The organism is Sporosarcina ureae DSM 2281, from assembly GCF_000425545.1.
Lineage (GTDB): Bacteria > Bacillota > Bacilli > Bacillales_A > Planococcaceae > Sporosarcina > Sporosarcina ureae.
In genome coordinates this window covers 22,617-40,687 of sequence record NZ_AUDQ01000002.1, presented here as the reverse complement: position 1 = coordinate 40,687, position 18,071 = coordinate 22,617, and the positions used below count along the sequence as shown (strand labels likewise).

The 18,071-nt window shown below is 39.6% G+C and carries 19 protein-coding genes, 1 riboswitch and 1 other annotated feature; of the genes, 6 read left to right on the top strand and 13 right to left on the bottom strand.

The features are described 5' to 3' along the window. Positions 1 to 85 precede the first annotated feature (85 nt). The 4 genes from hisB to hisZ are packed head-to-tail and all read right to left on the bottom strand — an operon-like array spanning position 86 to position 3,802. Positions 86 to 670: an imidazoleglycerol-phosphate dehydratase HisB gene (gene hisB / locus H605_RS0102565; RefSeq protein ID WP_029052751.1), complete on the bottom strand. Its 585-nt coding sequence runs from the start codon at positions 668 to 670 to the stop codon at positions 86 to 88. Then, the gene (gene hisD / locus H605_RS0102560) at positions 670 to 1,950 is read right to left on the bottom strand and encodes a histidinol dehydrogenase (protein ID WP_029052750.1); all 1,281 of its coding nucleotides are present in this window, start codon (positions 1,948 to 1,950) and stop codon (positions 670 to 672) included. Before hisD ends, hisB begins: the two co-directional genes overlap by 1 nt. Beyond that, positions 1,947 to 2,582 carry an ATP phosphoribosyltransferase gene (hisG, locus tag H605_RS0102555; protein WP_029052749.1) on the bottom strand — a complete coding sequence of 212 codons (636 nt, stop codon included), beginning with the start codon at positions 2,580 to 2,582 and terminating at the stop codon, positions 1,947 to 1,949. Before hisG ends, hisD begins: the two co-directional genes overlap by 4 nt. Further along, complete coding sequence (hisZ, locus tag H605_RS17300) at positions 2,570 to 3,802, bottom strand: ATP phosphoribosyltransferase regulatory subunit (RefSeq protein ID WP_051210446.1); 1,233 nt, start codon at positions 3,800 to 3,802, stop codon at positions 2,570 to 2,572. The genes hisG and hisZ overlap by 13 nt, the downstream gene beginning before the upstream one ends. 155 nt (positions 3,803 to 3,957) lie before the next feature. Here hisZ and H605_RS0102545 point away from each other — a divergent pair, with 155 nt between their 5' ends. Continuing rightward, the gene (locus H605_RS0102545) at positions 3,958 to 4,752 is read left to right on the top strand and encodes a histidinol-phosphatase HisJ family protein (RefSeq protein WP_029052748.1); all 795 of its coding nucleotides are present in this window, start codon (positions 3,958 to 3,960) and stop codon (positions 4,750 to 4,752) included. Between the two features lie 63 nt (positions 4,753 to 4,815). Here H605_RS0102545 and H605_RS0102540 read toward each other — a convergent pair whose 3' ends face one another. The 3 genes from H605_RS0102540 to gdhA all read right to left on the bottom strand — a co-directional run bounded on the left by H605_RS0102540 (position 4,816) and on the right by gdhA (position 8,226). After that, positions 4,816 to 5,391 carry a YdcF family protein gene (locus H605_RS0102540; RefSeq protein WP_029052747.1) on the bottom strand — a complete coding sequence of 192 codons (576 nt, stop codon included), beginning with the start codon at positions 5,389 to 5,391 and terminating at the stop codon, positions 4,816 to 4,818. A gap of 98 nt (positions 5,392 to 5,489) precedes the next feature. Next, positions 5,490 to 6,701: an argininosuccinate synthase gene (locus H605_RS0102535; RefSeq protein ID WP_029052746.1), complete on the bottom strand. Its 1,212-nt coding sequence runs from the start codon at positions 6,699 to 6,701 to the stop codon at positions 5,490 to 5,492. A gap of 142 nt (positions 6,702 to 6,843) precedes the next feature. Beyond that, positions 6,844 to 8,226, bottom strand: a complete 1,383-nt coding sequence (gene gdhA, locus H605_RS0102530) for an NADP-specific glutamate dehydrogenase (RefSeq protein ID WP_029052745.1) — start codon at positions 8,224 to 8,226, stop codon at positions 6,844 to 6,846. Positions 8,227 to 8,607: 381 nt separating this feature from the next. Between gdhA and H605_RS19115 the strand changes: the two genes are divergently transcribed. Next, positions 8,608 to 8,751, top strand: a complete 144-nt coding sequence (locus tag H605_RS19115) for a hypothetical protein (protein WP_169535189.1) — start codon at positions 8,608 to 8,610, stop codon at positions 8,749 to 8,751. Positions 8,752 to 8,801: 50 nt separating this feature from the next. Here H605_RS19115 and H605_RS0102520 read toward each other — a convergent pair whose 3' ends face one another. Then, positions 8,802 to 10,085, bottom strand: a complete 1,284-nt coding sequence (locus tag H605_RS0102520; protein ID WP_029052744.1) for a LysM peptidoglycan-binding domain-containing protein — start codon at positions 10,083 to 10,085, stop codon at positions 8,802 to 8,804. A gap of 147 nt (positions 10,086 to 10,232) precedes the next feature. On the opposite strand from H605_RS0102520, the gene H605_RS0102515 reads away from it, so the two are divergent. Together H605_RS0102515 and H605_RS0102510 are read left to right on the top strand one after the other, a co-directional pair. Continuing rightward, a complete protein-coding gene (locus tag H605_RS0102515; RefSeq protein ID WP_029052743.1) occupies positions 10,233 to 10,868 on the top strand; it encodes a spore coat protein in 636 nt (211 codons plus the stop codon). A 102-nt stretch (positions 10,869 to 10,970) separates the two neighbouring features. Continuing rightward, a complete protein-coding gene (locus H605_RS0102510) occupies positions 10,971 to 11,630 on the top strand; it encodes an HAD family hydrolase (RefSeq protein ID WP_029052742.1) in 660 nt (219 codons plus the stop codon). Positions 11,631 to 11,669: 39 nt separating this feature from the next. On the opposite strand, the gene H605_RS0102505 is transcribed toward H605_RS0102510, so the two are convergent. Further along, positions 11,670 to 12,374 carry a YetF domain-containing protein gene (locus tag H605_RS0102505; RefSeq protein ID WP_029052741.1) on the bottom strand — a complete coding sequence of 235 codons (705 nt, stop codon included), beginning with the start codon at positions 12,372 to 12,374 and terminating at the stop codon, positions 11,670 to 11,672. Between the two features lie 66 nt (positions 12,375 to 12,440). Continuing rightward, positions 12,441 to 13,349: a homoserine O-acetyltransferase MetA gene (gene metA, locus H605_RS0102500; RefSeq protein ID WP_029052740.1), complete on the bottom strand. Its 909-nt coding sequence runs from the start codon at positions 13,347 to 13,349 to the stop codon at positions 12,441 to 12,443. 92 nt (positions 13,350 to 13,441) lie between these two features. Then, positions 13,442 to 13,548, bottom strand: a riboswitch (SAM riboswitch). Between the two features lie 150 nt (positions 13,549 to 13,698). Between metA and H605_RS0102490 the strand changes: the two genes are divergently transcribed. After that, positions 13,699 to 13,968 (top strand): AbrB/MazE/SpoVT family DNA-binding domain-containing protein, encoded by a 270-nt coding sequence (locus H605_RS0102490; RefSeq protein ID WP_029052739.1) that lies wholly within the window; start codon positions 13,699 to 13,701, stop codon positions 13,966 to 13,968. A gap of 123 nt (positions 13,969 to 14,091) precedes the next feature. Here the strand turns inward: H605_RS0102490 and H605_RS0102485 are convergent, their stop codons facing one another. Next, entirely contained in the window at positions 14,092 to 14,406 is a 315-nt protein-coding gene (locus H605_RS0102485; protein ID WP_029052738.1) for a thioredoxin family protein, read from the bottom strand. A 256-nt stretch (positions 14,407 to 14,662) separates the two neighbouring features. Then, positions 14,663 to 14,888 (top strand) — a binding site (T-box leader). A 132-nt stretch (positions 14,889 to 15,020) separates the two neighbouring features. On the opposite strand from H605_RS0102485, the gene serA reads away from it, so the two are divergent. Beyond that, positions 15,021 to 16,607 (top strand): phosphoglycerate dehydrogenase, encoded by a 1,587-nt coding sequence (gene serA, locus H605_RS0102480; protein ID WP_029052737.1) that lies wholly within the window; start codon positions 15,021 to 15,023, stop codon positions 16,605 to 16,607. 42 nt (positions 16,608 to 16,649) lie between these two features. On the opposite strand, the gene H605_RS0102475 is transcribed toward serA, so the two are convergent. Beyond that, positions 16,650 to 17,096, bottom strand: a complete 447-nt coding sequence (locus tag H605_RS0102475; protein WP_029052736.1) for a small multi-drug export protein — start codon at positions 17,094 to 17,096, stop codon at positions 16,650 to 16,652. Between the two features lie 67 nt (positions 17,097 to 17,163). After that, positions 17,164 to 17,958, bottom strand: a complete 795-nt coding sequence (locus tag H605_RS0102470; RefSeq protein WP_029052735.1) for an HAD family hydrolase — start codon at positions 17,956 to 17,958, stop codon at positions 17,164 to 17,166. Positions 17,959 to 18,071: the final 113 nt, after the last annotated feature.

Below are 18,071 nucleotides of genomic sequence, written 5' to 3'. Positions count from 1 at the left end.
CCCCGAGTCGCCGCCTTGCACTCCGATCAACTAGTAAATTGTTATCACAGTTAATCCACAGTAAATATCAAACTGTGAAAGTCTATTACAAAGACCCTTTTGTAGAAGGAATGCCTTTTATTTCTGGGTTGATGGTGCTGGCTACGCGTAAGGCGCGGCCGAAGCTTTTGAATACGGATTCTATAATATGGTGTGTGTTCTTTCCGTAGTTCAAGTTGATGTGTAATGTGATTTTGGCGTTGTTTGTGAACGCTAGGAAGAACTCTTCGACTAGTTCTGTGTCGAATTCTCCTACCTTATCTTTCATTCCATCTACGTTAAAAACAAGGAATGAACGACCGCTGATATCAATGGATGCAGTGGATAGTGCTTCGTCCATTGGTGTGGAAACTAAGGCAAAGCGTTCTATTCCTTCTTTTGTCCCGATACATCGGTTGAATAGTTGTCCAAGTACAATACCGATGTCTTCGACGGAATGGTGTTGGTCCACTTCAATGTCACCATCACATGCTACGGATAGATCAAAACGTCCGTGTTTTGCGAATGCCGTCAGCATATGGTCAAAGAAACCAACGCCAGTGTGGATATTCGTCTCTCCCGTGCCATCTAACGAAAAGTCCATTTCAATAGATGTTTCACCTGTCTTACGTGTTAGTTGTTGTTTACGCATTAGTATCCTGCCTTTCGTACTTTTATCGAGTTGGCATGGCCTGTTAATTGTTCAGCATCTGCTAGAGTAATGACGTCATCTGCCACTTCTGCCAAAGCGTTCTCGGAATAATAGATAATACTCGACTTTTTCATGAAATCATACACACCTAATGGAGAAGAGAACGCTGCTGTTCCACTCGTCGGTAATGTGTGATTCGGTCCAGCCATATAGTCACCCAAAGCTTCGGGTGAATGTTGCCCTAGGAAGATTGCTCCTGCATTTCGTATCGCTGCCAAGTGCTCCATAGGCTGATCAATCATGAGCTCCAAATGTTCTGGTGCTAAACGATTCACTATATCAAATGCTTCCTCTAATGAGTCGACTATAATGATACGTCCAAATTGCTCTATAGACTGTGTTGCGATTTCTTTACGATCGAGTTCAGCTAGTTGACGTTCTACTTCTTTGGAGAGCTCAGCCGCAAATGCTTCACTTGTTGTGATGCACACTGCAGCCGCGCGCTCATCGTGCTCTGCTTGGGACAACAAATCTGCTGCTGCATAAATAGGATTCGTATGAGCATCGGCTACGACACAAATTTCACTTGGTCCAGCAATCATATCGATCGCTACATCACCGAACACCCACTTTTTCGCTCTTGCAACGTATGCATTACCTGGGCCCGTGATTTTGACGACTTTTTCAATTGTCTCTGTACCATACGCTAGAGCAGCTATCGCTTGTGCCCCACCTACTTTATAGATTCGATCTACACCCGCTTCTTTTGCTGCAACTAAAACATAGGGATTAATCTTGCCATCACGTTGAGGTGGAGTCACCATGGAGATTCGTCCAACTCCTGCAATTTTAGCTGGCAATGCATTCATTAAGACCGTCGACGGATAGGCTGCTTTTCCGCCCGGTACATAAAGTCCTACACTGTCGATTGGTGTTACTTTCTGACCGAGCATGATCCCTTCATTCGGATTTAAGAACCATGATTGCTCTTTTTGCGCCTCGTGATAGGTCGTGATACGCTCTTTTGCTGAGCGCAATGCACGGTAGAAATCATCTGTAACTGCTTGTTCCGCTTCATTAATTTCTTCTTCTGTGACAATCAAGTTATCTAGCTTCACGCCGTCAAAACGTTCAGTGAAATTTAGAACTGCTTGATCGCCCTCGGAACGAACCTGGTCAATGATCGATAAGACATTGCGATCAAATTCCAAATCTGTTTGATTGGAATCATTGCGTCTTAGTAGCTCTTCTGTGAATTCAGCTCCACGTATGATCTTCATGAACGCACCCCCAAGCCTTCCTTCATATCTTTAATGAACTGCTGGATATCTTCAGTTTTCGTAGCATAACTCGCTTTGTTGACTATTAAACGGGCACTAACATCTGCCATCTCTTGCAAGACGACGAGTCCATTTTCTTTTAATGTTGTACCCGTTTCGACGATATCGACAATAACATCTGACATGCCGATCAAAGGCGCGAGTTCAATCGATCCATTCAATTTAATCATTTCTGTACGGATACCTTTTTTGTCAAAAAACTCTTTCGCAACTAATGGATATTTTGAAGCGACTGTCAGAAATGGTATGTTTTCAATTGGTGTATCGGGATATCCCGCCACCGCCAGCTTACAACGCCCAATTCCTAAGTCCAGTAATTCATAGACATCACGAGGATCTTCCATCATGACATCTTTCCCCACAATTCCTACGTCCGCTGCGCCTTTTTCAACATACACTGGAACGTCTACTGCTTTGACAAAAATTAATTTGATCTTTTGTTTATCATCATAAATGACCAGCTTCCGGCTTTCATCCGTAAATTCTGAGAAATGCACATCTGATTTCTCTAGAAACTTCATCGCCCGTTCAGCTGTTCGTCCTTTTGCCATTGCTACTGTTAGATAATCCATTCAGGTACCCCTTTCTTGCTTGCGATCAAATCAAGCAATTGTTTGAAGTCGATGAACTCTTTCATTTCTTCTTGATCTACTAGATTGTTTTGCTGTTCTGTTAATTGAATCGTGTAGAGACTGTCTGTCTGATGTTCCGCATCTTTCATAGGTTTAGAAATTACACGATAGTCACGCTCTCTCAACTCATTCGTAATATCGATTGCGTATTTAATGCGGCTTTCTTCATATATTACAGTCACATCGATACTATATCGTTCCTTCTTTTCTCTAGTAGATGAAGCTTTTACTAATGATTCGATTTCACATGCAAAACCAATTGCCGGTAATTTCATTCCAAACTCTTCGCTTAATGCGTCATAGCGGCCGCCCATCAATACGGGCTTGCCGAAATTCTCAACATAGCCTTGGAAAATGATTCCCGAGTAATACCCCATGTGGTTAATCAAGCCGAGATCGATGACGATGTGCTTCTTCAAGCCGTATAGTTCGACGATATCGCATGTTCGCTGTAAATATTTGATCGCATCCTGTGCCGATTCACTAACCTGTAAGTTTTGTAGTCTTTCAAACACAACTTCAGGTGCACCGTATAATAGAGGTAATTGCTCGAGTACTTCTTTAATAGAAGGGTCTATAGACAATCGCTGTAAGAACGGACCTATTTCCACGACGTTTTTTGCTTGAATCAACGTCTTGAGTTCCGCAGTTTGTTCTGCAGTAATATCAGAGTCCGCAATTAATTCATTAAAGAAACCAGCATAACCAATTTCGATTTTCACATCTGTAAAACCAACGTCTCGTAATGCGTGACATGCAAGCATAATTGTTTCAGCATCTGATGCGGGTGAACTTTTGCAATAGAACTCGACTCCCGCCTGTGTTTTACCGATACGTTCATTTTCCTGGAACGTCTGCCTAAAGACTTCTTGCACATAATAATAACGCATTTCTTCGGGTAAATTATCATTCAACTGTACGAGTTGCTGTGTCAATGGTATCGTTACATCCGGGCGTAATACGAGTACTTCGCCGGTATAGTCAATCACCTTGATCATTTCGTTTTGATTGATTGAAGTACGGACATTAGAATACAAATCATATTGTTCAAATGCGGATGTTTTAATTCGCTTATAGCCATATGTAGTGAATCGTTTCCCTAATGTGCCGATGATTTTTTCATGCTTTTCATGTTCATTTCCAAGAATTTCAGAATACAAGATATTTTCTACCGCCTTTCATGCGAAAAATATACTTCACTGCTTTACTACGCTAAAGTTAATTATTACTATAATGGTTATAGAGAGCATTGTCAACTGTAAGTAGCATCGTTCATCTGCTACAATATGTAGTAAAGAAAAGGAGACTGAAAACTATGTTTGATTATCATATGCACAGCGCATTTTCAGCGGATTGTGAAATCCCGATGGAAGAGATGGCCAAAGCTTCTATCGCTAAAGGCCTTACCAAAATTTGCTTTACCGATCACATCGATTATGAATATCCGGATGAAACGATTTATTTCGATTTTGATAAAATGGAATATGCACAAAAGATTCTTCAATTGAACGAACAATTCGATGGACAACTGACGATTAAAAAAGGGGTTGAAATCGGCTTGCAACCTGATCTCTTGCATCTTTATGAAGAATTAATGGACGAGCATGAATTTGATTTTGTCATCTGTTCACTGCACACAGTCGAAAATAAATCCTTACATTATCGCGAGTTGTTTGAAGATCGTTCAACAGAGGCTGCCTTTGAGACATATTATAAAGAACTATTGTATTGCGTTCAGCATTATAAGCGTTACAGTGTGCTTGGACACGCGGATTTGATTAAACGCTATACTGATCAACCACCAGCTAATCTATTTCACGACTATTTAGAAAAGATCTTCAATACTATTATACCAGATGGTAAAGGGATTGAACTGAATACTTCGGGAACTCGCTACGGATTGCCACATAATATGCCAAGTGAAGATATTTTGCGTTTGTATAAACAATGCGGGGGCGAAATCATTACACTTGGTTCAGATGCGCATAGAACAACTGAAATCGCACATGAGTTCAAAGAATCTCTAGAATTATATCAGTCAATCGGCTTTGACTATTTGGCTACATTTACAGCAGGCCAACCTGAATTCCATAAAATCTCTTCTTTATAAGATATATAGAAAAGTGACGAAAACTTCTTTGGAGTTTCGTCACTTTTTATTTTCAATATATCCCTATCGTCTGAACAACCATGTTTTCAATAAAGCCAAGCGTTCACGAAGTCCTACTTTTGCTCTGACAGATTCAGGAGTCTTCGCTGCAACGACATCAGACTCCCATCCGATCTGTCTAGCCAGAAATCTCGCTCTAGCCAAGTGATAATCACTGCTGATTATGGTCACGCCTTCCACTTCAGGAATGATATTTTGGCTGAATTGTAGATTCTCATTTGTAGAAGTGGATTGATCTTCTATAATTAAGCGTTCTTTCGCAATACCATGTTCTTGTAAATAACGATACATGGCTTCGGCCTCGCTAATGCCCTCATCTTTTCCTTGTCCGCCCGAAAGAACTAGCTGCACATGCGGATATTGCGTTGCATACTCTACAGCGCTTTCCAATCGGTAACGTAATGACAACGAAGGAACCTCCCCGTTCACTTTGGCACCTAGAATAATTGCATAATCATATTTTCCTTTCGCTATCATTTGTTGTGCTTGTTTTATTCGTTCCCCTGGTAACATCCAAAACATCCCCAGTCCCACCATGATTAAAACTACCATTATGGCTATACCCCACAATTTCTTCATTCAGACACCCCTTGCTATATTCATAAGACTGCGATGAATGAAAAGTAGTTTCAAAAAGAGCAGCGAAGCTTTTGGCCGCGCTGCTCTTACTATCCATCTTAAGGTTTCTTCACAACTTGCTTTTCATTGACCATACTATGCACTTCAGTAGGTAGTCCCCAAAGCTTGATGAAGCCGACCGCTGCCGCTTGATCAAATTCATCATCAGCTGTATAAGTCGCTAATTTCTCATCATATAGCGAATTAGGGGATTTACGACCTTCTACTATTGCATGGCCTTTGAACAATTTCACACGAACTGTACCGTTGACGAATTGCTGTGTCTCTTTAATGAATGCCTCCAGCGCATTACGTAATGGGGAGAACCATAGACCATTGTAGATCAATTCACCAAGCTTTTGAGAAATGATCGGCTTGAAGTGCGCTAATTCTTTTACAAGCGTTAAATCTTCAAGTTCCTTATGTGCTTTCAACAACGTAATAGCTCCTGGCGCTTCATATACTTCACGGGATTTGATACCGACTAAACGATTTTCTACATGATCAATACGTCCGATGCCATGTTTTCCGGCAATTTCATTCAACTTGGTGATTAGTTCACTTAATGTATACTTTTCTCCATCAATCGTAACCGGAACACCTTGTTCAAAGCCAATCTCGATAATATCAGCGGTATCGGGCGCATTTTCAATGGAAACCGTTAAACCAAATGCGTCCTCTGGAGGCGTTGCCCATGGGTCCTCTAGAATTCCGCATTCATTTGCACGCCCCCACAAGTTTTGGTCCACTGAGTATGGATTATCCAAATCAATCGGAATGGGAATATTATGTTCTTGCGCATAATGAATTTCTTCTTCACGTGACCAGCTCCATGAACGCACTGGTGCTATGACTTCAAGCGTTGGATCTAACGACTTGATCGCTACTTCGAAACGTACTTGATCATTTCCTTTTCCAGTGCATCCATGAGCCACTGCAGTTGCTTGTTCTTGATGCGCAATTTCCACCAACTTTTTGGAAATTAGCGGACGAGATAAAGCAGAGACTAGTGGATATTTATTCTCATAATATGTTTGAGCTTGCAATGAAAGAAGGACGAAATCCTGTGCGAATTCTTCACGCGCATCAATAACATAGCTGCTAACCGCGCCAACTGTAAGAGCTTTTTCCTTAATGAAGTCGAGATCTTTTCCTTCGCCGACATCTAAGCAAACTGCTATTACACTATATCCTTGATCCGTTAACCACTGAATCGCAACTGATGTGTCTAAACCGCCTGAGTAGGCTAAAACAACTTTTTTCTTTTCCATGGGTAAGTCCCCTTTCATGCAAGAGTATGTATGTTTATTCAACTTAATGTATTTTTATAATAACATATTGTAGTAAAAATGCAATAGGAAAGCATAAAAAAACAGACACATTATGTAAAAAAATGTGTCTGTTTCATATCACTTATCGTATTCCGTGTGCAACCATCGCATCGGCTACTCTCAGGAAGCCTGCTACGTTAGCACCCATTACTAGATTGCCTGGTTTACCGTAGTCCGCCGCTGCATTGCTGCAGTCTTTATAGATATTCTGCATAACCTCTTTCAAATGCATATCTACTTGTTCTTCTGACCATGATAGACGCTGGCTGTTCTGAGACATTTCCATAGCGGAAACAGCTACGCCACCCGCATTGGCAGCTTTAGCTGGTGCGAATAACACATTGTGTTCTTGGAAAATGACAATTGCTTCAATTGTACATGGCATATTTGCACCTTCACCAACTGCTTTAACACCATTTGCGATTAGCATATGTGCAGCAATTTCATCGATTTCATTTTGTGTAGCACATGGAAGTGCAATATCACATGGAATAGACCAAATTTCCGTACAATTTGCATGATACTCTGCATCAAGATGTTCTTTCGTATATTCCCAAATACGTTTATTGCCGTACTCTTTTAGTTCCTTCACTAATTCAAGATCAATTCCGTTCTTGTCGTAGATATAGCCATCAGAATCACTACATGCCACAACTTTCGCTCCAAGTTGCATAGCTTTCTCCATTGCATACGTCGAAACATTACCTGAACCTGAAACCACAACAGTCTGACCTTCTAATGATAGCTTGTTTTCTTTCAGCATCTCATCAACAAAGTACACTGTACCGTAACCAGTCGCTTCTTTACGACCAAGGCTTCCACCATGATCAGGATTTTTCCCAGTTAAAATACCTGCTTCATAGCCACCTTTAATCCGGTTGTATTGACCAAATAAATAGCCGATTTCACGTTTACCAACACCTATATCTCCTGCCGGCACGTCGATGTCCGGTCCAATATGTCTGCTAAGTTCTGTCATGAAACTTTGCGTAAAGCGCATGACTTCACGATCAGACTTCCCCTTTGGATCGAAATCAGATCCACCTTTACCTGCCCCGATTGGCTGTCCTGTTAAAGCATTTTTGAAGATTTGCTCAAAAGCGAGGAATTTCATAATACTATTATTTACAGATGGGTGGAAACGAAGTCCTCCCTTATAAGGTCCGAGATCACTATTGAACTGAACTCGGAAACCTCTATTTACTTGCACCTTACCTTTATCATCTTCCCACGCTACGCGGAAGGAAATAATTCGTTCCGGCTCTGTGATTCGCTCAAGAATTCCGTTTTCCATGAATTCGGGATGCTTAGCAAAGACGGGACGAAGAGAATCAAAAATCTCTCTTGTCGCTTGTAGAAATTCCTTCTCATCTGGATTCCTTTTTTTCACCAATTCATATACATTATGAACGTAATCATTTGCTCGTTTGCGATTATTATATTCTACCTCATCAACCTTTGTCATCTGCAATCATCCCTTTCCTTAGTTGGTAATTAAAAATTATTGACTAACCAGTCGCTCATTTACTCAGTGACTATGACTTCAAAATACTTGTATGTTAAAAGAGTAAATTCTACTAATATAAATTGAATTTTAATTGTTCGAAATATTTCTTTGTATTCCAATATTATCACTGAAAAGATAGCAAGTTACAAGATTTTTTTAGAATATCTCCATTTCGACTTAACTTTTGTGTCAATTTTATGTACTATATTAAACTTTATCATTTACATTAGACTGAATTTAAGGTATTATCAAACTATTCAAACGAACTATGTGAGGTTCTAAATGTAAGCGCATACACATACTAGTGAGAACAATACGAAAAGAAAGAGGCGAAGCGCCATGACAAAGAAAACAGGTACAATTCGATCAATCCTAGGAGCGAACCTCCTCCTCATCATGACTTTTGCTTTCCTACCTGCTTTACTCGTAAATCCAGATATGGATATGTTCCAAAGCGCTATGAAATTATTAAATAACGAGTGACAACTCATATGACAGAGCCTTTCCTATTATTTAAGGAAAGGCTCCTATATTTATCGTTTGCGAATAGTAAAGCGATCTTCTAATAGCAGCCAATTTTGTGGGAATGCTAGCCCGAGTTTCCAGTACATGATTCCACGCAACTTAAATTTCTTCAGCAAGTTAAACTTCTCGTTGATGCTTCGTGCATCTTCAAACCACACTTCATGTTCGGTTCCTGTTTCATCATAATACGTATAATGTGGCGCTTGGGCTAATGCGTCGTATTCAATAGCAACATTCTGCTCGATTGCCAGATTAGTCGCCATTCGTGGACTTAATGCTCTAGCGGCTTTACTGTCCGATTGACCAAATGGAGCTGTCCAATCATAACCGTATAGATTCTGTCCTAAAAACACTTTTTCATTCGGGATTTGACTTACGGCATATTCCACTACTTTTGTGACTGGACCGATTGGGCTCACAGCTTGTGGTGCACTATACGTATATCCCCATTCATACGTCATCAATACAACGAAATCTACAATCTCTCCATGTGCTTTATAATCATGGGCGCCATAAATACCTGTCGTTACTTCCCCAGCTTTTGGTGCAAGTGCTGTGGAAATCGTCAGGCCCGCTTTATGAATTTGATCGCGCGCATTACGTAATAATTGATTGTATAATTCGCGATCTTCGGGGAATAATAATTCGAAATCGAAGTGAATATCACTATAGCCGATTTCTTTTGCTACTTCAATGGCACTTTGAATCATTTGGTTTTGTGCTGCTTGATCAGTAAAAATTACATGCGCTAAATCCGCACTGAATGAATAGTTTTCTAAATTCGTCAGCACTAATATATTTTCAGCACCTGCATTTTTTGCGATAGTCGGAATATCTGCTAAAGCTGGTGCTTTAAGTGAACCGTCACGTTGTACTTCATAACTAAACATCGCGAGATACGTTAGACCATCCACACGTTCACGAACTTCCGCCAGCATATCTTGACTGACAGGATTACGCGGTTCTACATATAATAATGAATCAATTAACATTTTTACTTCTTGTGGTATATACAGACGCTGACCGATCATTAACCTTCTAGTAGGGTCGATTGCATTAATTTGCGCCAAGCGCGCAGCTGTTAAACCGTATCTCTGTGCAATTGTATATAGGCTATCTCCAGGTCGCACCCAGTAATAAGAGCCTATTATTGGAATGACAAGCGCTTGTCCCACAGCTAATCGTATTTCGCTTTCTAATTCATTAGCATCTGCTATTTGCTCGTAAGGCACACCGTATATGTTACCAATTTCATATAAACTCTCCCCTTGCGAAACTACATGAATCTGCATGTATCCCCACTACCCTTCTTGAGTTCTATCCTTATGATATGATGGTGCGTTACAAACTATGCATGAGTCGTGAATGCCATTTCATATGTATAGGATTTCGATGATTCCACATACTACTCTCGATGTACATGACAATTGGAGGAGGAAATAAATTTGACAAATCAATTCGAAACATCTCAACACATGCAAGGTGGACAGGTACCCCCATCGATGAATCACGGGGGACATGAGTTATTTGATGTCAAAGAGATATTAAGCGCGACTGTCGGAGCATTGAACCAAGCGATGATTTTACGTCCACACGTCCAAGATCCAGAACTTCTCGATATTCTTGATCGACAATACCGATTCACACTGGATGAGTACAATATCCTTGTCGAAAGTTTTAAGACAGGAAAAGATCCTTCACATCCTACACAGCGCTATCAAATGAAAGCAGGCAGCGATTTCATTTACGGCATGAAAGAAAAAGCACCGTCTAAACCTATTCAATCTACAGGTGAAATCAGTGATGAAATCATCTCCGGCTTTTTGTTGGGCGCCACAAAAGAAGGCGCTACAGGCAAAACGGCTGCTTCATTAGAAGTATGTAATCCAGTCGTTCGCCGTGTACTTGCAGATTCTGTGCCCAACTGTATAGAAATGGCATATGAGTTGTCCATTTACCAAAACAAGCATCAATATTATCAAGTTCCACAATTAAATGATCAGGATATGAATATGTTGCTTAATTCTTTTGCGCCTTCGCAAGGTCAACCGGGTATGCCAAACAACCTTCAATAAGTTAACAATTCAAGCAGATGGAGTTTTTCTCCATCTGCTTTTTGCTTTTACACTCGTTATATTTGTATACTAAGTAGAAGCATACAAAAGAGGAGTGTCTATATGAAAGTTGCGATCTTTGATTTTGATGGTACGTTGTACACTAAAGAAACCTTTAAATTACTCATGGAGCAATTAAAAAATCATCCTACGTACAAGCAGTATTATAGAAAGTTCTATCGCTCGATATTACCACTTTACATTCGCTATAAATTAAAAATACTGCCTGAATCTGTCATGAAAGAGCGCTCGATGCACCTTTATCTTAAAGCCTTAGACTCATTAACGATGACAGAACTACATGAGTTTTTCAAAGGCATGCACAACGTTATGATGCCGGACTTTAACGAACAAGTCATTAATCGACTGGCAAAGCACCGAAAAGATGGATACCATGTCTTGCTCGTTTCTGGAGCCTATACCCCTTTCTTAAAAGCAGTTACAAGTCACCTGATATTTGATCGAATTATTGGTACAGAAATTCCATCAAATGGCGAACATCTTGCAATGGATCAGCCCTTATTACATATTCAAGGAACACGTAAAAACGAACAAATTTACCAAGCACTACTAGGAAAAACTATCGACTGGGACAATAGCTTTGCCTATGGAGACAGCATTTCCGACCTTCCAGTTTTAGAAATAGTTGGCTCCCCTGTAGCAGTTCGTCCAGATGAGAAACTTGCTACTGTGGCCAAACAAAGAAATTGGGAAATACTATAAAAAACGCGAAGAGCTCTGATTATGTCAGAGCTCTCCACGTCAAGTCGATTTTAATGTATTAATATATAAACTACCATCTGTCTGAATTTCCGCATAGAGAACATGCTCAGGCTTAGAAATCCCTTGCTTTTTTAATTGTTCTGTTAGCCAAGTATCGGTCAATTGAAGTTCTCGCATATTTTTCTTTTCTACTTTCCCATTAGTAATAATTTCAGTCGGAATATATTTTGGCGTTGGTGATGGGGCTTTGACATCCTTCTTTGTCGCATATTTCTCGCCCGTATTTAGCAAGACACTCAAATTACCATTCGTTTCGAATATCGCGTAATTGACATCCTTCATCGAAAATACCGACTGCTCTCGAAGCAACATGTTTAGATCATTGAAACTCAACCGTAATTTACGCATGGAACCTTCTAGGATTTTTCCATTTTGAATAACAATCATCGGTTTATCATCGAGTAATACGCGAAGTTTAATGGATTTGAATGATAAAAAGTTAGCAATAATCGTTAACACTGCCCATAAAACCATTCCATATAAGCCATTTAAGAAAGGTGTTTCAGACTCTCCCGCCAAGTCGGCTGCAATCGAACCAATTGTTATACCTGTTACATAATGAAAGAAAGTAAGCTGAGACACTTGTTTCTTCCCCATGAAACGCGCCAAGATCAACAGTACAGTAAATGAAATCACCGTTCGTAAAGTCATTTCCCAAAAAGCCAATTCCCAAAATTCATCTATGTTCACTGCATACACCTCCAGTAGTCGGAGTATGTGTAAACTATAGGAATTTATACAGCAATTCTTTTAACTCCAGTTGTAAGGAGTTTTTTGGTAGACATAGTAATTGAGCCAATTAGAGAATAATAAATGCGTGTGGGAACGCCAAGTATTCATAGGTTCTTTTGATGGATCATCATTCGGATAATAATTTACAGGAATGTCAATGTCAGCACCTTTTTCTACATCGCGGGCATATTCATCTCCCAACGTGTGTGCATCGTACTCTAAATGTCCAGTTACCATAATATGCTTTGCATCATTTGAGATCACAATGAATGCACCTGCCTCTTCAGAAGCAGAAAGTAGAGTCAAATCGGGATGACTCTTTATTTCTTCTAATGAAACCCCCGTGTGGCGTGAGTGTGGCGCTACAAATACATCATTGAATCCACGTGCCAAGTTCACTGTCGGATCGGTAATATCATGTGAAAATACTCCAAAACATTTCTTAGTCAACTCGAACTTGTCAATTCCGTAATGATGATAAAGGGCCGCTTGTGCCCCCCAGCAAATATGGAGCACTGATGTAACGTTTGTTTTTGTCCATTCCATGATCTCTTCTAACTCTTTCCAATAGACTACATCTTCAAATTGTAAAAGTTCGATTGGCGCACCTGTAATGATCATACCGTCAAAACGACGATTTTTAACATGTTCAAAAGTAGTATAGAAGGTTTCTAAATGAGTCTGACTGACGTTTTTTGAGACATAGGATGCTGTATTGAGGAATGTGACATTCACTTGTAATGGAGTATTTCCAAGCAATCGAAGCAATTGTAACTCGGTCTTCTCTTTTTCAGGCATCAAGTTCAAAATCAAAATATTGATTGGACGGATATCCTGTGTTGTGGCACGTTCCTCATCCATAATAAAGATTTTCTCTTCTTTCAATAATTCTCCTGCTGGTAGATGTTTCGGTATATTAATCGGCATACTATTTCCCCCTTAACGTTCTATTATTACTATTTCTATACAAAAAACCCTCATTTCTTTTAGATAAGAAAATGAGGGTTGACTGTTCACCGTTCTTATCTCTCAAGACAACAATCTTGTTGGAGGTAGCACCTTCCTGTATGCACAGAGGTTGCTGAAGCTTCATCAGGCCAATTCCCTCAGCTTCTCTTGATAAGAAATATTTAATTAATGACTATTATAGCATTAATAATTTAATTGTATAGCAGAATTGTCAAATTGTTCTGCGCATTTTAGTTTTGTAAATTGTAGATAGTCTATTTTTGTGTATAATAGAAATTACCAACCACTTTTCTTCGAGGAGGAGCTTATGAAATCTTTAGGTATAGTTCGCAAAGTTGATCATCTCGGCAGGATTGTCATTCCAAAAGAACTTCGAAATTCTATGTCGATCGATCAGGGTGACCCTATCGAAATTTTCGTAGAGGATGACAGAATTATATTGAGAAAATATCAGGTCAACAGAGCATGTTTTATCACCGGCGATGTGATGGATGAAAACAAACAATTGTCGAACGGTCTATACATCAGTCCACGAGGCGCAAAAATCCTTATAGAGCAACTGAAAGATTTCACATAATACAAATATATAAGAACTATTGTAGAATCTCTTCTTATGAAAAAGGACTAAGGACAACAGTTACAGTTGTCCTCAGTCCTTTTGTTCAAATTTCTCTTGATCCACTCATTAGGAATTATTGTATTACGTTAAACTGTTAATAAACTCCTCAATCTCTTCTTTAGTTTTACGATTCTTACTTACCAAACGACCTTTTTCTGTTCCTTCGCCAAATGCCACGAAACTAGGAATACCGAATATATCCAACTGACTGCATAGGTCTATAAATTCATCGCGATCAACCGAGATGAACTCATACTCTGCAAACTCAGTTTCTAGTGTAGGTAAGAATGGTTCAATCACTCTACAATCTGGACACCAGTCTGCAGTGAATAAGAAAATCACTCTTTCTTCCTGTGTAAGTTGCTCAAATTGCTCTAGAGATTCTAATTTTTTCAATTTCCAACACTCCTCTTTACGAATAGTATAAGCTCACTATAACACTCTTATCGGTACTTCTTCTCTTTAGACGACTTATGTAAAATCCTTTCACTTAGTTCAATTAAAGATGTTTTTTAATAATTAACCCCCTAATCACGAACGTTCACAAATAATTCAATAACTACGTTCGCATTTAACTGTTTTTCAGATTTTCGGGAAAAGCAATTGACAATAGTTTTTGACGTGTTATGATTAGTTCTAAATTAATAGTTGTTAAACAATTTTGACGAAGAGATACCTTCCTAAAAAGGATTTTCCAGAGAGCTGATGCAAAGGTGAAAGTCAGCAAATTCTGAGGTTGGGGGCACTTCTGAATTGATTAGCTGAACTCTTTTAGTAGGCTGATCCGTCACATGCACGTTACGCATGCTGAATGAAGGCTGCAATTGCAGCAAACAAGGGTGGTACCGCGTTAGTTTATCGAGCTTTTCGCCCCTTACTTATACGTAAGGGATGGAAGGCTTTTTTATTTTACCTATAAGGGGGGTAGCGCGCAACATACATATACGATCAATTGCACCTAGTTTCTACAAAAATACCACTACATACTATCGAAGGAGAGAATGAATATCATGGCTTTTAAAATACTTATTAGTGACCCACTTAGCGAGGACGGAATTTTCCCACTACGACAAGCAGAAGGTTTTGAAATTGTAATGGAAACGGACATGACACCAGATCAGCTGAAAGAGCGTATCAAAGATTTCGACGCCCTACTAGTACGTAGTCAGACAACAGTTACAAAAGAATTGTTGGAAGCAGCTGACCAATTAAAGATTATCGGTCGTGCTGGAGTAGGTGTCGATAATATCGATTTGGACGCAGCTACTGAAAAAGGAATTATCGTTGTCAATGCTCCAGACGGTAACACAAACTCTGCAGCAGAGCACACAGTCGCTATGATGATGTCTATGGCACGCAAAATCCCTCAAGCATTCAACTCTTTGAAAAATAATAAATGGGATAGAAAATCATTCCTTGGTGTGGAGTTGAAAGACAAAACTTTAGGAATCATCGGGCTCGGTCGTATTGGTGCTGAAGTCGCAAGACGCGCAAGAGGACAACGCATGAATGTAGTGGCATATGACCCGTACCTAACAGAAGATGTTGCAAAGAAATTGGGTATTGAAATTGGAACAGTAGATGAAGTGCTCGAAGTAGCAGACTTCATTACAGTTCACACACCTTTACTTAAAGAAACCCGTAGAATGATCAACAAAGAAGCATTTGAGAAAATGAAAGACGGCGTACAAATTATCAACTGTGCACGCGGTGGAATTATTGACGAAGATGCTCTATACGATGCAATCGTTGCCGGTAAAGTGGCGGGTGCAGCATTGGACGTATTCGAAGAAGAGCCATTCCTCGACCACAAATTATTGACATTACCTGAAGTAATTGCGACTCCACACTTGGGAGCAAGTACATTCGAAGCACAAGAATCAGTAGCAGTCGACGTAAGCCGCGACGTAGTGAACTTCTTGACAATCGGATCTGTTCGTAACCCAGTAAACTTGCCATCTGTTTCTCGTGATGTGTTGGCGAAAATCGAGCCATTCTTCGATCTTACAGAGAAGTTGGGTATGTTCTTATCACAAATCCAAAACTCCGTTATCCATGAAATCAATATTCAATATGCTGGCGAATTGGCAAACTACGATGTGCGCGCACTAACTCGTAATACAGTCAAAGGTCTTTTGAAGCGTAACCTTGGAGAAACTGTAAACGATGTAAATGCGAAGTTATTAGCTGATCGTTACGGCATTAAAGTAAATGAACAAAAAACAACTACTGGTAAAGGTTTCTTGAACTTGATTACAGTAGAAATTGTTACTGAAAAAGGTGTTCGCAAAGTAGCGGGTACACTTCTAAATGGTCTTGGTGCACGTATTGTAAAAGTGGACGATTATGTAGTGGATGTAATTCCAAGCGGTCACTTATTATTCATCCGACACAGAGACCAGCCAGGTGCAATTGGTCGTGTAGGGACACTTCTTGCAGAAGAGAATGTCAACATTGCCGCGATGCAGGTTGGACGTTCCACTGAAGGCGGATATGCTATCATGATGTTAGCTGTCGACAACCACGTTGAGTCGGCTTCTATCAAGCGTATCAAAGAAGTTCAAAATATAAATGATGCAAAAGCAATCGATCTATAAGAATGAAAACATCCAGCTGATATTTTCTCAGCTGGATGTTTTTTATGTACGATCGACAAAGAAATCAAATCCCATAGCAGTCAGAATTCCGAACACTAAACACCAAAGCGCAATACTGATCGCTGACCAAATTGCCGTATTCATTTTCTTTGCGCCTAATACAAGACCAATAAAAGCCGCGATGTGTGTTCCGATCAAAATCGGACCCACTAGTGCTAAAACCGGTAATCCATATATGTTCATAATTTGTTCTGCACGTTGTTGACGTTTCGACTCGCCTTTTCCCTTCTTCTGTTTTCTACGTGCCATCCATTCCTTAATGCGTTGGAAACCAACAATCAACAGAAGAATTGTTGTCATATTACCTGCAAATGAAAGAATGATTACCCACATAGGTGATAGACCTCGAATAATACCTAGCGGCACGACAATCATAATTTCTATCCACGGTATAGCCGCTCCTAAAAACACCAATAAATATTCTAGCATCTAATACCTCCTTGCTGTACGAACAGCTAAAAACAAGTAAAATAGAATCAAAACCGATGAGATCATCTCATCGGTTTTCTAATGTGCTAAGTATAGGGAAAAGACCATGTAAGTTATCGATTTCATAAGTAGGTTTCACTTCATCATTCGGAAGCTTATTTTCACGATTAATCCATACATTACGCATACCAATACGACTTGAACCTAAAATATCTGTCATTAAGTTATCACCTATCATCAACGCTTCATTTGCTTGGGCGCCACTTAAATTAAGAACATGCTTGAATATAGATACGTCAGGTTTTCCTTTACCAAATGCACCAGAAACGATAATATGATCAAAGTAGCTAGGGATTTCAGGTGAAATCGTTAATTTAATCTGTTGTAAACTTGGTGAACCGTTTGTCAAAAGAATTAACTGATAGTTACCCTTCAATTTATCCAACACTTCAAATGTCTCTTCGTAAATATAGGGGCTATTCTTACGCTCTCTTGGAAATACATCCGCTAATTCCCAACCAAACGCTTCATCATCAACCCCTAATTTCTTTAACCCATTGACCCAAGCTCCCTTTTGATAGCCAGGAACAATCTCTTTCATCTTCTGAAACTCTTCTCCTTCATCGTCAAAGACACCCCATAATCCTTCAAAAGGATTAATTCCGATATTTTGAGTATGTGGAAATATCTCATATGTAGCATACAAGTCTCTTGCTTCCTGACGCACAGCATGCTCAAGTTCTACTGGATTGACTCCTGTTTTCTTTGTCGCATATTCACATGTTTTTTGAAATGCCATAGAAATACTCTTGGCATCCCATATCAATGTATCATCCAGATCAAAAATCAATGTTTTAATCATCGTGACATCCCCTTTGCAATTATAATAATTCAGTTATATCCTACTCTTATTATACACATTATTTAGATGATTTGTTAGTACGTTCCCTAAACAGCGGGCTATACACAGATTAT

Excerpts from the sequence above, each read along its gene's own strand:
- hisB (WP_029052751.1), bottom strand. The coding sequence starts at position 670 with ATGCGTAAACAACAACTAACACGTAAGACAGGTGAAACATCTATTGAA.
- hisD (WP_029052750.1), bottom strand. The coding sequence starts at position 1,950 with ATGAAGATCATACGTGGAGCTGAATTCACAGAAGAGCTACTAAGACGC.
- hisG (WP_029052749.1), bottom strand. The coding sequence starts at position 2,582 with ATGGATTATCTAACAGTAGCAATGGCAAAAGGACGAACAGCTGAACGG.
- H605_RS0102545 (WP_029052748.1), top strand. The coding sequence starts at position 3,958 with ATGTTTGATTATCATATGCACAGCGCATTTTCAGCGGATTGTGAAATC.
- H605_RS0102540 (WP_029052747.1), bottom strand. The coding sequence starts at position 5,391 with ATGAAGAAATTGTGGGGTATAGCCATAATGGTAGTTTTAATCATGGTG.
- H605_RS0102535 (WP_029052746.1), bottom strand. The coding sequence starts at position 6,701 with ATGGAAAAGAAAAAAGTTGTTTTAGCCTACTCAGGCGGTTTAGACACA.
- gdhA (WP_029052745.1), bottom strand. The coding sequence starts at position 8,226 with ATGACAAAGGTTGATGAGGTAGAATATAATAATCGCAAACGAGCAAAT.
- H605_RS19115 (WP_169535189.1), top strand. The coding sequence starts at position 8,608 with ATGACAAAGAAAACAGGTACAATTCGATCAATCCTAGGAGCGAACCTC.
- H605_RS0102520 (WP_029052744.1), bottom strand. The coding sequence starts at position 10,085 with ATGCAGATTCATGTAGTTTCGCAAGGGGAGAGTTTATATGAAATTGGT.
- H605_RS0102510 (WP_029052742.1), top strand. The coding sequence starts at position 10,971 with ATGAAAGTTGCGATCTTTGATTTTGATGGTACGTTGTACACTAAAGAA.
- metA (WP_029052740.1), bottom strand. The coding sequence starts at position 13,349 with ATGCCGATTAATATACCGAAACATCTACCAGCAGGAGAATTATTGAAA.
- H605_RS0102490 (WP_029052739.1), top strand. The coding sequence starts at position 13,699 with ATGAAATCTTTAGGTATAGTTCGCAAAGTTGATCATCTCGGCAGGATT.
- serA (WP_029052737.1), top strand. The coding sequence starts at position 15,021 with ATGGCTTTTAAAATACTTATTAGTGACCCACTTAGCGAGGACGGAATT.
- H605_RS0102475 (WP_029052736.1), bottom strand. The coding sequence starts at position 17,096 with ATGCTAGAATATTTATTGGTGTTTTTAGGAGCGGCTATACCGTGGATA.
- H605_RS0102470 (WP_029052735.1), bottom strand. The coding sequence starts at position 17,958 with ATGATTAAAACATTGATTTTTGATCTGGATGATACATTGATATGGGAT.